Annotated in this window: 12 protein-coding genes; 7 read left to right on the top strand and 5 right to left on the bottom strand. The window is 40.4% G+C overall.

The features are described 5' to 3' along the window. Positions 1–39 precede the first annotated feature (39 nt). Complete coding sequence (typA, locus tag HH219_RS17355; RefSeq protein WP_169328167.1) at positions 40–1,863, bottom strand: translational GTPase TypA; 1,824 nt, start codon at positions 1,861–1,863, stop codon at positions 40–42. A gap of 509 nt (positions 1,864–2,372) precedes the next feature. Between typA and glnA the strand changes: the two genes are divergently transcribed. From glnA to HH219_RS17330, 5 genes are all read left to right on the top strand, one after another. Then, positions 2,373–3,779: a glutamate--ammonia ligase gene (glnA, locus tag HH219_RS17350; protein WP_054206891.1), complete on the top strand. Its 1,407-nt coding sequence runs from the start codon at positions 2,373–2,375 to the stop codon at positions 3,777–3,779. 133 nt (positions 3,780–3,912) lie between these two features. Next, entirely contained in the window at positions 3,913–4,425 is a 513-nt protein-coding gene (locus HH219_RS17345; protein ID WP_231659121.1) for a DUF4124 domain-containing protein, read from the top strand. Positions 4,426–4,515: 90 nt separating this feature from the next. Further along, complete coding sequence (gene glnL / locus HH219_RS17340) at positions 4,516–5,586, top strand: nitrogen regulation protein NR(II) (protein WP_169328166.1); 1,071 nt, start codon at positions 4,516–4,518, stop codon at positions 5,584–5,586. Positions 5,587–5,603: 17 nt separating this feature from the next. Next, positions 5,604–6,992 carry a nitrogen regulation protein NR(I) gene (gene ntrC / locus HH219_RS17335; RefSeq protein ID WP_054206894.1) on the top strand — a complete coding sequence of 463 codons (1,389 nt, stop codon included), beginning with the start codon at positions 5,604–5,606 and terminating at the stop codon, positions 6,990–6,992. Between the two features lie 20 nt (positions 6,993–7,012). After that, positions 7,013–7,471 carry a cyclic nucleotide-binding domain-containing protein gene (locus HH219_RS17330; protein ID WP_054206895.1) on the top strand — a complete coding sequence of 153 codons (459 nt, stop codon included), beginning with the start codon at positions 7,013–7,015 and terminating at the stop codon, positions 7,469–7,471. On the opposite strand, the gene HH219_RS17325 is transcribed toward HH219_RS17330, so the two are convergent. Further along, positions 7,460–8,263, bottom strand: coding sequence for an arylamine N-acetyltransferase (locus HH219_RS17325; protein ID WP_054206896.1), 804 nt, complete (start codon positions 8,261–8,263; stop codon positions 7,460–7,462). The genes HH219_RS17330 and HH219_RS17325 overlap by 12 nt on opposite strands. 71 nt (positions 8,264–8,334) lie before the next feature. Then, on the bottom strand, positions 8,335–11,037 hold the full coding sequence (locus HH219_RS17320) for an EAL domain-containing protein (protein WP_349251627.1): 2,703 nt from the start codon (positions 11,035–11,037) through the stop codon (positions 8,335–8,337). A 62-nt stretch (positions 11,038–11,099) separates the two neighbouring features. Here HH219_RS17320 and HH219_RS17315 point away from each other — a divergent pair, with 62 nt between their 5' ends. Further along, positions 11,100–12,074 carry an extracellular solute-binding protein gene (locus HH219_RS17315; RefSeq protein WP_054206897.1) on the top strand — a complete coding sequence of 325 codons (975 nt, stop codon included), beginning with the start codon at positions 11,100–11,102 and terminating at the stop codon, positions 12,072–12,074. Here HH219_RS17315 and HH219_RS17310 read toward each other — a convergent pair. Both HH219_RS17310 and HH219_RS17305 read right to left on the bottom strand, forming a co-directional pair. Beyond that, positions 12,071–12,733 carry a hypothetical protein gene (locus HH219_RS17310; RefSeq protein ID WP_054452911.1) on the bottom strand — a complete coding sequence of 221 codons (663 nt, stop codon included), beginning with the start codon at positions 12,731–12,733 and terminating at the stop codon, positions 12,071–12,073. The genes HH219_RS17315 and HH219_RS17310 overlap by 4 nt on opposite strands. A 56-nt stretch (positions 12,734–12,789) precedes the next feature. Then, a complete protein-coding gene (locus HH219_RS17305) occupies positions 12,790–13,077 on the bottom strand; it encodes a hypothetical protein (protein WP_054206899.1) in 288 nt (95 codons plus the stop codon). 257 nt (positions 13,078–13,334) lie between these two features. Here HH219_RS17305 and HH219_RS17300 point away from each other — a divergent pair, with 257 nt between their 5' ends. Next, positions 13,335–13,718 (top strand): RNA-binding S4 domain-containing protein, encoded by a 384-nt coding sequence (locus HH219_RS17300; RefSeq protein ID WP_054452913.1) that lies wholly within the window; start codon positions 13,335–13,337, stop codon positions 13,716–13,718. The last annotated feature ends 69 nt before the right edge of the window (positions 13,719–13,787 follow it).

Genomic DNA, 13,787 nt, shown 5'->3' with positions numbered 1-13,787 from the left:
ATACAGCGGCTTTTGAAATCATTATTCTAAATTAATAGATTATGACTTAGGTGCACGACCCGCACGTTTACGTTCGTTTTCTGTAAGGTGACGCTTACGGATACGAATGTTTAGTGGTGTAACTTCAACTAGCTCGTCATCATCGATGAACTCAAGCGCTTGCTCAAGTGAGTAGTTAAGGTGCGGAGAAAGCGTTTGCGCTTCATCTGTACCAGATGCACGTACGTTAGTTAACTGCTTGCCTTTAAGGGCGTTAACTGTAAGGTCGTTATCGCGGTTATGAATACCGATAACCATACCTTCGTATACTTCAACACCGTGACCGATGAATAAACGGCCGCGTTCTTGTAAGTTGAATAATGCGTTAGTAAGTGCTTTACCCGTTGCATTTGCAATCATTACGCCGTTCTTACGAACACCGATGTCGCCACCTTTGTGAGGACCGTAATGATCAAACGTATGGTACATAAGACCAGAACCCGATGTAAGCGTCATGAAATCAGTTTGGAAACCAATTAAACCACGGCTAGGGATCATGAAATCTAAACGCATACGGCCTTTGCCATCTGGAGTCATGTTAGTAAGTTCACCTTTACGTAGGCCAACTTGTTCCATAACAGAACCCTGATGCTCGTCTTGACAGTCAATAGTTACTGTTTCATACGGTTCTTCTAGAACGCCATCAACAGTACGTAAGATAACTTCTGGACGAGAAACAGAAAGCTCGTAACCTTCACGACGCATGTTCTCGATTAAGATACCTAGGTGTAATTCACCACGACCAGAAACACGGAAGCTATCTGGGCTAGCAGTATCTTCAACGCGAAGTGCTACGTTGTGTACTAATTCTTTGTCTAAACGCTCACGGATATTACGTGATGTTACAAACTTACCTTCTTTACCACAGAAAGGTGAGTTATTTACAGAGAATGTCATTGTTACAGTTGGCTCATCAACACTTAGTGGTGGTAATGCTTCAACGTTTCCTGGGAAACAAACTGTATCAGAAATCTTAAGCTCACCAATACCTGTTACAGTTACGATGTTACCAGCGTAAGCTCTATCAGTTTCGATACGCTCAAGACCTAGGTAGCTTTGTACTGCGCCAATTTTACCGTTACGTGTTGTGCCATCAGCACTGATAATAGTAACTTGTTGGTTAGGAGCAACAGAACCACGTTTGATACGACCAATACCAACTACGCCAACATAAGAGTTGTAATCTAGTTGAGAGATCTGCATCTGGAAGTCACCTTCAGGATCTGCATCCGGTGGTGATACTTCGTCAACGATCATCTTGAACATAGGTTCCATGTTGTCTGATGGCTCGTCTAAATCTAGTGTTGCCCAGCCGTTGATAGCTGAAGCGTAGATTACTTTAAAATCTAACTGTTCGTCAGTTGCGCCAAGGTTGTCGAATAAATCAAAGATTTGATCCATAACCCAATCAGGACGTGAACCAGGCTTATCAACTTTATTGATAACAACGATTGGCTTTAAGCCCTGTGCGAATGCCTTTTGCGTAACGAAACGCGTTTGTGGCATTGGACCTTCTTGAGCATCAACAAGTAGTAATACTGAGTCAGCCATCGAAAGTACGCGTTCAACTTCACCGCCAAAATCGGCGTGTCCTGGAGTATCTACGATATTGATATGGTAATCGTTCCATGAGATGGCTGTGTTTTTAGCCAAAATGGTAATACCACGTTCTTTCTCAATGTCGTTTGAGTCCATCACGCGCTCTTCGTTACCGCCGCGTGTTTCTAATGTACCTGATTGCTCAAGTAGTTTGTCAACCAGTGTTGTTTTACCGTGGTCAACGTGCGCGATAATCGCTATATTTCTTAACTTTTCGATGCTCATATATTCACTCAGAGAAATTGAATCTCAATGATCCTGCAGGGGCTTTACGCTCTCACCCGCGTTTTCACGAGATGTCCCAGCATTGGATTTAAAAGGGCGCATATTATCCCCTATAAATGACATGGATGAAAGTTTATCCAATATATATTTCAAAACTTTCTTAATAGTTCCAATAAGTATCTGTTTTATATATGACATTTTTATTAATTTAATTTCTGAATTAACTGTTATTTTGTACATTCATTACATTTCATGCCATATTTTGACAGTATTTTATAAGTAAGTTAGTTTTACAGCTGTGTTTATAATTCATACAAGTCGTACCAAATCCCGTTACGCACCAAAATGATCTTTTCATGCTTCACATTGGTGCAACGCAATAGGTAGCATAACGTAGAACTATATTTTTTAAACTTATAAACAAAGACTTATAAATATGGCACAGAAAACGCTTACTATAAACAAAAGCAATTATGCAGCAAAAATAAAACCCAACAGTTGGAGGACACATGTCACAATCGGTTTTAGATTTTATTAAAGAAAATGACGTTAAGTTCGTTGATTTACGCTTTACTGATACAAAAGGTAAAGAGCAACACGTTTCTATTCCTCATCACCAAGTTGATGAAGATTTCTTTGAAGACGGTAAAATGTTTGACGGTTCTTCAATTGCTGGCTGGAAAGGTATTAATGAATCAGACATGGTATTAATGCCTGTTGCTGAATCAGCTAAGCTAGACCCTTTCACAGAAGAAGCGACATTAATCTTACGTTGTGACGTCGTTGAGCCTGCAACATTACAAGGTTATGAGCGCGACCCGCGTTCAGTTGCTAAACGCGCTGAAGAGTATATGCGTTCTACAGGTATTGCTGATACAGTTTTATTTGGCCCTGAGCCTGAGTTTTTCGTATTTGATGATGTTAAATACAAAACGGATATGTCTGGTTCAATGTACAAAATTGATTCTAAGCAAGCTGCTTGGAATTCAGATAAAGAATATGCAGATGGCAACACAGGTCACCGTCCTGGCGTTAAAGGCGGTTACTTCCCAGTTGCTCCAGTTGATGATTTCCAAGATTGGCGTTCAGCTACGTGTCTCGTTCTAGAAGAAATGGGCCAAGTAGTAGAAGCACATCACCACGAAGTAGCAACCGCTGGTCAAAATGAAATCGCGACTCGCTTTAATACGATGGTAATTAAAGCAGATGAAATCCAAGAGATGAAATATGTTATCCATAACATGGCTCATTTATATGGCAAAACTGCGACTTTTATGCCTAAACCAGTTGTTGGTGACAACGGTTCTGGTATGCATTGTCACCAGTCTTTAGCTAAAGACGGTGTTAACTTATTCGCAGGCGACAAGTATGGCGGTCTTTCTGAAGATGCACTTTACTACATCGGCGGTATTATCAAACACGCTAAAGCAATCAACGCGTTTGCAAATGCGTCGACTAACTCGTACAAGCGTTTAGTACCAGGTTTTGAAGCGCCAGTTATGCTTGCATACTCTGCACGTAACCGTTCTGCATCAATTCGTATTCCAGTGGTTCCGTCTGAAAAAGGTCGTCGTATCGAAGTACGCTTCCCAGATCCAACAGCTAACCCATACCTTGCATTTTCTGCAATGTTAATGGCAGGCCTTGACGGTATCAAAAACAAGATTCACCCTGGCGATGCAATGGATAAAGATTTATACGACTTACCTGCTGAAGAAGCAGCTGAGATCCCAACTGTTGCGGCATCACTTGATGAAGCACTCTGTGCACTTAGCGCAGACCGTGAGTTCTTAACGCAAGGTAACGTATTTACTGATGACTTAATTGATGCTTACATCAAACTTAAGAGTCAGGAAGTTGAAAAGCTTAACATGACAACTCACCCAGTTGAGTTTGAAATGTACTATAGCTGCTAATAACGCTGTAGAGAAAATTATCTAATAGATAATATATATGTGTTCTCAAGGCCCGTTTTACGGGCTTTTTTTATGGTAAATTTGGTCATTATCCACTACAGTTTAATTAGTGCAAAAAATGCAGGACTGTACAGTGAAAAAAACAATTTTATTACTTTTAAGCATGTCTTTAGTTAGTATTAACAGCTACGGCGGTGACAAAAAAATCTACTCGTGGAAAGACAAACATGGCGTACTGGTATTTTCTGACAGCCCTAGAGCAGGAGCCCAAGAAATTAAATTATCAAGCCAAAATTTATCTATGCCCGCTGTTGATATTACCGTGTTAAATGAAGATAAGCCCGCTGCGGTGGTCAACTTTAAAATTGTTATTGCTTCACCCACTAATGAAGAAACTGTCCGTGAAAATACAGGGTCTGTTTACGTTACTAGTAGAATAGTTCCACGCTTTGAGAGCGGTTTTAAAATTCAATTACTCGTTGATGGTGTCGCATTCGCTAAGCCGAGCAACACGGGTACTTTTGCACTTCGTGATGTAAACCGAGGTGAGCACACATTGCAATTGAAACTATTTAACTCCGAAGGTTCTGTGGTCTCGGTTAGTGAAAGCAGCACTTTTTTTATGCATAGGGCATCGTCTTTGTAAGAATAGTGTTTTTTCTACCACGACACATTTCTTGTACGTAACTCTGTGATAAGCTGCTAAATATCATCAACGCACTAAAATGGTGCAACCATGCCCAACAATAATATTTTCCGCCCCGAACTCCTCGCAAGTATTTGGCAAAATCTGACTACGGCCGTTATTTTACTTGATGAACGTTTTACCCTTGTGTACGCCAATGACAGTGCGAGTGAGCTATTAGGCTTAGGCCCTAAACGTATTTTAAAACAATCTTTCGATAGCCTATTTAGTTACCACTCAATTGATTTAAAACGAATAGCGCAATACGCTCTAATTGATGGTGTAGATTGCCACCAGCACAGAGCTGACGTAGTTTTCGTTGATTCTCGCCATGCTAAATTAGCGATTAGTGCACGACGCGTTATGCTGGAAAATGCCTATTATATTTTGCTCGAATGTCGGCAAACGGATGATGAAATCCGCCACGATCAAGCTTCAAATCAAATGCACCAATACCAAGCTGCACGTAACCTAATTAGGGGGCTTGCGCACGAAATAAAAAATCCTTTAGGTGGTATTCGTGGAGCGGCGCAATTATTGCAGTATGAGGTTGATCAGCAAGAACGGGATGAATGCGCTGAGCTAATTATTGAGCAAGCAGATCGCTTGCGAGAACTGGTTGATAGATTACTAGGGCCGAATCAATTACCGCAAAAATCATACGGTAATATTCACCAAACCTTGGAGTCGGTTATCAGGTTAAGTACTCTCGACAACTGTGCCAACATCAGTTTAGAAAAAGATTACGACCCGAGTATACCCGATGTGTTTATTGACCAAGGTAAAATTCAGCAAGTTGTGCTCAATATCGTACGTAATGCGCAGCAAGCATTAGTGAATGGTGGTGTAATCAAAATTAAAACACGCATCAACCAGCGCCAACGACGCCCCGGAAAACCCCCTAAAAAGGCCTTGCAAATACAAATTTCAGACAATGGACCAGGTATCGATCCTAGCATTAAAGAAACGCTATTCTACCCCATGATCACGAATAAAGAAGGTGGTTCTGGCCTAGGCCTTTCGATAGCGCAAACCTTGATCGACCAACACAATGGCTACATCGATTGTGATAGCTGGCCTGGTCATACAGAATTTAATATATATCTGCCGTTTGTAGATTAAGCGGTTTTGGAGCACCTATGAAAACAGTTTGGCTTGTAGATGATGATGCATCAATTCGTTTCGTACTTGAAAAAGCACTCACCCGTGCAGGATTTAACGCTGAAAGCTTTTCTAATGCACAAGATGTCCTCACTGCACTTAAATTTAGCCAACCGACTGTGCTTATTTCTGACGTACGTATGCCCGGAATGGACGGTATGGCACTGTTAGAACTAATAGCAGAGCAAAACCCAGGGCTGCCAGTTATTATCATGACCGCGCATTCAGATTTAGATTCAGCAGTCAATGCGTTTCAAAAAGGTGCTTTTGAATACTTAGCCAAACCATTTGATTTAAATGAAGCCGTCAGCCTTGTTGAAAGTGCGTGCCGTGCGAATGCGACAAAAAAGACCAAGCGTAAGCAAGCTCCCCCCAAAAGTGCGCACATTATTGGTGAAGCCCCCGCTATGCAGGAGGTGTTTCGTGCTATAGGTAAACTATCGGCATCAAGCATGAGTGTGCTCATTAATGGTGAGTCTGGTACAGGCAAAGAGCTTGTCGCCAGTGCTTTGCATAACCATAGCCCACGAAAAGAAAATCAATTTATTGCTTTAAACATGGCCGCCATTCCTAAGGAACTGGTTGAGTCAGAGCTCTTTGGGCACGAAAAAGGTGCCTTTACAGGTGCTGATAGCGTACGTAAAGGCCGTTTTGAACAAGCTAATGGCGGCACCTTATTTTTAGATGAAATCGGTGACATGCCATTGGATGTGCAAACACGCTTATTACGCGTATTAGCAGATGGTGAATTTTACCGTGTTGGTGGGCATCAAAGTATTAAAGTAGATGTGCGTATTATTGCTGCAACACATCAAAACCTTGAAGATCTCGTTAAGCAGGGTAAGTTTAGAGATGATTTATTTCACCGTTTAAACGTCGTCAGGTTACGCCTTCCCGCGCTACGTGAACGCACCGAAGATATAGAACGCTTAGCGCAACACTTTTTGCATAAAAGCGCCAAAGACTTGCAAGTAGAAAGCAAAATTCTTAGCCCAAAAGCAACCGATCAACTGCGCTTATTCAACTGGCCCGGAAATGTTCGTCAATTAGAGAATACTTGCCGCTGGCTAACCGTTATGGCACCGGGTGAATTAGTCAGTGAGCAAGATTTACCTCCTGAGATTCTCGAAGTAGAGGCGTCGCAACAAGAAGGTGACTGGCTCGATGCATTTCAGCAATGGCTGAATCAAGAGCTTAAACAAGGTAAAGAGAATATTTGGCCTAACGTACAAGCTCAATTAGAAACCCGCTTGATTAAAACGGCACTAGCCAACTGCGCTGGACACAAACAAGAAGCAGCAGTAAAAATTGGCTGGGGTCGTAATACATTGACCAGAAAATTAAAAGAGCGCAATATTAATTCATAAAATGACAATATTGGTTTTTGATGAAGTTAATCGAGCACATTCCTCTCATAAAACAGATGGAAATTATTAATAGACTGAATTTTTTTAGAGAGTTCTCACTCAACGAACGACAAGTTTTGCTTGAATCATTCAGTCAATTATATTTAATTAGCCAAAGCCGTTTTTTATTTAAGCAGTTTGATAACGACAAACGCTTATACATTGTTCTCAGCGGTGCCATTGTTGTCTATAAACACAGCCACTTACTTGACTTAGGCACAATTGAGCCTGGTGAATTTATTGGTGAAGGCGCATTTATTAACAACCGAGAGCGTAGCACCAGTGCACGCGCCAAAAGCGACACTATCGTGCTTGCTATTACACCTGAAGCACTGACTCGCTTACCTAATGTGATCCGCGAAAAAATTAAAGATCGTATTATTGAAGGCATGAGTGAACGCATTACAAAATTAAATGACTACCTTGAATCACGCGGCTAATTTGCATTTAAATAGCTTCTCAACGAATGTCTCAGGTACCTGAATTTTAAATACCTCTGTAATCAACTGATACAATTGCGCTGAACTTGTAATGGCTAATTCGGTGCTGTGCTTGTTCTTTTCATTCCAATAAAAATACTGATTGTTACGAATTAGAAAGCGCTCTGAGTCGGCTATACGCGATACAACTAAGTTATTTACAAATGCGGCACTTTGATGTTGATGACTATAAAAGTGAGCAATCTCACAATCACTTTCATAAAATTCACCGAGCTCAATACGATAAATATATTTGAGCTCTGGCTGAGTTTGCTTAACTTCAATGAAATTATCAGTACGTTTTACTTGGTATGTATTCACCCCTTGCTGATGCAACCCTGATTTATCAATAGGCAGCGGTATAATTGGTGTACTAACACCAAAGCCAACATCAATTAAATATTGCTTGTTATCCAAGGTGAGCAGAATGAGACGATGTGAGCGTGGGTTTTGTGTTTGGCCATTGAGCATTACACGGCCAATAAGTATTTTTACATCAAAACCAAGCGCCTCTAGTGCAAGGTGAAAAATTTTATTGTGCTCAAAGCAATATCCGCCCTCGCGCTGCTCTATCAAACGCTCAAACAATATTTTAGGCTCTAAACTTAGCACTTTATCTTGTAGTGCATTGATGCTGCTAAAGCTGTATTGCGCTAAATGCGCGGCTTGCATGTGTGAGACTAAATCTAAATCAAGCTGAGCATGCGTGTTAACTAATAGTGTCGCAAGGTAGTTTTTTATATAAGTGGGCATAGTTAGTCCTTTAAGGTATATAGGGTATGCACACACTTTAAAACCTCAAGCTAAGTTGAGGTCAATACTTTTTATGCAATATTCAAACATGCGTAGTTCTCGTTATATAATTGCTCGGCATATTGTTCTGACAATGGTCGGCTCATTAAGTACCCTTGCGTGTAGTGGCAATATAGCTTAGATATTTTTTCAAGTTGATTGTCAGTTTCAATGCCCTCTGCAGTTACTGTTAAATTAAAGCTTTTTGCGATCGCACAAATTGCCTCCACTAATTGCAAAGAATCTTTACGGTGCTCTAAATCATTAATAAACGAGCGATCTATCTTCAATCCTGTCACGGGCAAACATGTCAACCGAGATAAACTGCTATAGCCTGTGCCAAAATCATCAATGTAAATACCAAACCCTAACGAATGCAAGCGCAGCAATGGCTCTATTAAACTGTCTTCTTCTGCCATCATTGCCGACTCTGTTAATTCTATTTTTATTTGTCGACAGCTGATAGAGCTCCGTTGCATTCGTGATTCCAACCAATCTAAAAACCCTTGACTATGTAGCTGAATAGGCGAAACATTAATACTTATAAATACTTCATTTCCTGATAGTGACTCAATAAAACTTAGAGCGCGCTCAAATACCCACTGACCTAGTTGAACTATTTTCCCGCACTCTTCAGCGATTGGAATAAATTCAGCAGGACTCACGTGACCTAAAGTTGGGCTATACCAGCGTAATAGCGCTTCAAAACCGTTTAGTTTACGGCCTTGGTTACAAAACATAGGCTGCAGGTGCAATGCTAACTCATCACTCACAGAGGATTCATGCAGCATTTTTTCAACTTGCAATTTACGTGATACCTCATCAGCAATACTATCACTATAAATATAATAACCATTTTTACCGCGTCGCTTTGCTTCATACATAGCAACATCTGCATCATGCAATAGCTTTTCCGCCGTGCACTCATTACAGGGTGCTTTAAATGGTCGCACGCCAACACTGCCACTCACCGTGTATTGCTGCCGTTGATAGATAAATGGCCTACGGATCTCGCCCAACAAATCCTCCATTACCCCTTCGAGCGGTTGTAGTAGCTTGTGTGCTTTAATTAAAATAGCAAACTCATCCCCGCCTAATCGAGCTATTGAGCTACAAAAACCCATTAATATTTGCATTCGGGCGGCAAATTCAATAAGGAGTTTATCGCCAGCTATATGCCCTAAAGTATCATTAATTAATTTAAATCTATCGAGATCGATATACAGTAAAATAAAATCATCTTGGGTGGCTTTTCTTTTTACTTCAAGCGCATCTAAGAATGTTTGCCTGTTCAGTAAATTGGTCAGCCCATCATGCTGTGCTTTATACTTTAATTGCTCATGAAACAAGGTGTGCTGAGTGATATCAATCAAACGCCCCTCATAACGACGATTCCCATCATGTGTTGCCCAATTACCTGTTTGCCTTAGCCACAACGACTTGCCTTGACCATTCACCCCTAACCACTCAAATTCTTGATGATTACTTTGCTGTTGTAAATACGACAGCCACTGTTGCTGAGAATGTTCATCAGCCATTAGTTGACTAAAACGCATTGATGTTGATTGCTTATGATTACTTAATAATAGTCGCTGGAAGGCCGGATTAGCCTCCAATATATGGCCATGTTCATTGAGTACAAACAGCCCTTCGTGGCTATTTAAAAACACACTTTTATATTTTTTTTCTGCCGCTAGTTGCTGCTGTAATGCAATAAGCCGCTGACTGGATTCCCGCTCTAATTGCTGATTCGTTTTTGCCAAACATGCAGTACGCTCAACCACTGTTTTGTTCACTAGCTCATTACGATTAAGCAACGTCCTTACATGGAGTAACACCATTAAACCACAAAGTAGTGCAATCACTTCAAACGCTATAATCAAACAAATACTGTCATCGAGTAATGAATGTGACAATTGCTCTTTGCTATATAAAGTAAGCTTAATAGGCTCACCAAAAAAATTTACCTCACTACTCGCGCCAGCTGCCAACTCAGATAACGAAAACGTATTTTTCCAATCAGAGCTAAAAATCAAACGGTCTGCGACAGCGACTTGTAAATGCTGCTCTGTTCTCAAATACACATCTGAAAAAAGACTCTCGAGTAGATTATCAAGTAAAAAACTAATCCCAAGTACGTGTCTAAAACCATCTACATCGCCTTGCTCGATCAAAATACTCCATTTGTTCTCACGGTTTGGCCAGACGAGAAGATACAACTGGTTACTCGCTTGCAAGCGCGCAACATGTGCGTTATTAAGTGTCACACTTTCTCCAACTGTATGGCCATACTCTGCCACTGGTGCGGCGCGGTTTATAACGAGCATATGCTCGGCATTTGCTTCTACACCTTTAATTTTAAAATCAAAATGCCCAGCCTTTTTAAGCGCCTGCGTTAAAACTTGCTGTTGTTGTGGCTTAATTAACGCATACGACTCCAACCGCAATGGAACATCAATGCCCTGCAGTTGTGATTGTGCCAGTTGTAAAAATAATTCAGGTTCATATCCATTGAGTTGCTGATAGGCGTCAATTGAGTAAAGTAAATGCGAGATATGTAACAACTTAGTCTTTAAAAGCTGCTCATGGGTGGTTAATTGCTTTTCTAATGTTTGCCGCGTTTCATTTTGGTAGTAGCTATGCAATATAGAACCAACATAAAGCATCATGAAAAAATACAAAGCGAAAAGTAAGTAACCTATTTGCATAGGCTGTTTCAAAATATTTAATTTCACAATATAGACTTATCATTTAGATTATGTACACTAATTGAATACGATAATAATTCTTATTTGCGATGATTAAAAGTAAACTTTACCTTTTATTTCTATTTTCGGTACTAAGTGCTGATTTTACGTTCGCTAATCAAAGCGAAATTAACATTTACTCTTTTCGAAAGCAGGAGCTCATTGCACCTTTACTTAACGATTTTGAACAAACCACTAAAATCAAAGTTAATTTAGTCAATGGTAAATCTCAAGAACTATTGCGTCGTTTAAACAATGATGGTGCCCAAAGCTTAGCTGATATAGTGCTGAGCGCTGATTTGGCCCAATTGCATAATCATCGCCACCTTTTACAACCTTTCAACGATTTTGCACAGCTGATCAATGTACCTACCCAGCTGCGAGATACTAATAATCTGTGGTTAAGTGTATCAATACGAGGACGGGCATTATTTACCAGCGATACAACACACGTACCTACACCAATCTACTATGGCGATTTACAACAGCCACAATACCAAGAAACATTTTGCGTACGGGACTGGCAGCACAGTTATAATCAAACCTTGTTTGCTGGTCTACTTGCCAGTAATAACAACCAAGACTCAGCTTGGATACAACACGCAAATAAGTTATTGGTAAAACGCCCCAGCGGCTCTGATAGAGATCAGCTAAGGTCATTAGCGCAGGGAAAATGCCAGTTTGCTTTCGCCAATCATTACTATTTAGCAATGTTACAAAACTCTCAGAATAAGCGCGATCGCGATATGGCCAGCAAACTCTCTATCAACTGGCTTAAAAATCAGCAAGGGTTAACACCTATATCAACAACCACTGTGGCTATCGCCAAATATGCGCCAAACGCTGATAATGCAAATCGCTTTATTGAATACCTAATAAGTGACAGCGCACAAAAAATGTACGCCAGTTTGCTGGCTGAATACCCGGTCACCAGCGTAATTAAAAACAGTGAGTTTAAACCTGCGCTCGAAGGCGTTAAACGCAGCATAGGTTTATTAGATCAAGCTAAAGCAATCAGTCCTTAATCCATATAAACAATCTGTAATGAACAATTTAGCCATTGTGGACTCCCAACATGCGCAGTATAGCGAAATGTATCTGAGGGTTTTTCCCCAAAAGGTGTGGCGACCAAAGGGGTTGAATGCGTGTATGACTGCGAAGTACCTCTATAATTGATGATTACATAGTCCTCATAACGCCCCCACTCTAACTGAGCACGAGTACCATTTAATAATGTAAACGCGACCACGTTTTCGTGAAATGTCACTTGTAAATCGTTGTATCTGTCTTCGTAGCAGTTAGTTGTACGCATTAATTTAGGCATATTAAAGCCCGGCTCAATGTGCTCACCACGTAGGTAAAAACCAATGTTACCATCGCTATAATGATGGTTTGCCACCGATACATAATTTATCTGTGGTTGGTAGCCCATCAACTGCATAATATCAGCAAGTGACTGTGTTTCATGTGTGAGTAATTTATCTTGTGAGGTTAACAATGTAGCCGCAGTAAACTCTTTCGGTATAGGCAATTGGGTAAATTGATAAGGTAATGTCTGCAGTTGTAATTGCTGTGTCAGTTGCTGCTTTTGTATTGCAGTTAAGCCTTGCGTATATACATAAACAGTCGGTTGTTGACACGCTGTTAGTAATAACAGCATGGCGATTAAAATTCCATTTTTCATAGTCACCTCAAATAGATTACGAATGTAGTCTATTTGAGTTTCTATTTTATAGCAACCTAATTTACTTGGCTATCAAGCCACGCATCAACACTTTTACGCGTATACAAAACGTCTTTAAATAAACGATGCCGCTGAAATTCAAGTAGCTTTTCTTTGCTATTTTCACCGCAACTCAATTGACTGTGATTGTCGTTAAAACGCGAAATTAAAGAAAAACCACGATCTGATCTATCAGGCACTTTTTTTACAATTTTGCTAAGTTCAGATCGTACATCGTCAGCGGTCATAAATCCCGAACCTTCCAAGCCCATTAGCTCTTTTTTCATGGCTGATCTAACGCCCATTTTAAATCTCCAGTACTGCGGCATTTGTAATTAAATGGCCAACTAAATATCGAATTCGACTCGAATAGCAAATTGCAGGCCAGCTGTTCAGGCGGATATTACGCGTGAAATACTACCGTTTTCTTAAAGACAGAGAAAAACACTAAAAAGTTGCACATTAATTTTATTTAATGCTTCGCTGACTTGAGACAGCTAGATGCAAAAATCACACTAAGCCTTTATACTATAGGCTGTGCCCTACCTTAATGAGATCGAACATGAACCAAGAATATATTGAAATTGAATTAGAAGAAGAGCCAATTGAGCTATGCAAACTCTTAAAAGTTCTTGATTTAGTCGAAGGTGGCGGCCAAGCCAAAAATCTCATCACTGAGGGCTACGTGGGCGTTAACCATGAAATTTGTACAATCAAGCGGAAAAAATTATACAGTGGCGACATCCTTGAATTTGATGGTGAGCACTTTCAACTGACATTAAGTGAAACTGCAATCCCAGCTGAACGTTCTGCTTCATCAACACAGCCTGAGCCACAAAAGAACACTGAGCAAGCAGTTAATGCCCCCGCAAAAGCCAAACGTAAACGTGTTAAAAAACCAAAGGTTGATGAAAAAACAGGCCGCCGTCCTATTTCATTTGGTTAATCGACTCCAGACTTGTAAAAGTAGCCGTAATCGACTTAAATTACCTTTTTGAATAATGATTAAAAAGGT

This window comes from Pseudoalteromonas sp. NEC-BIFX-2020_015, from assembly GCF_012952265.1.
GTDB lineage: Bacteria > Pseudomonadota > Gammaproteobacteria > Enterobacterales > Alteromonadaceae > Pseudoalteromonas > Pseudoalteromonas neustonica.
The sequence above is the reverse complement of the archived record's forward strand: the minus strand, read 5'-3'. Positions and strand labels throughout refer to the sequence as shown.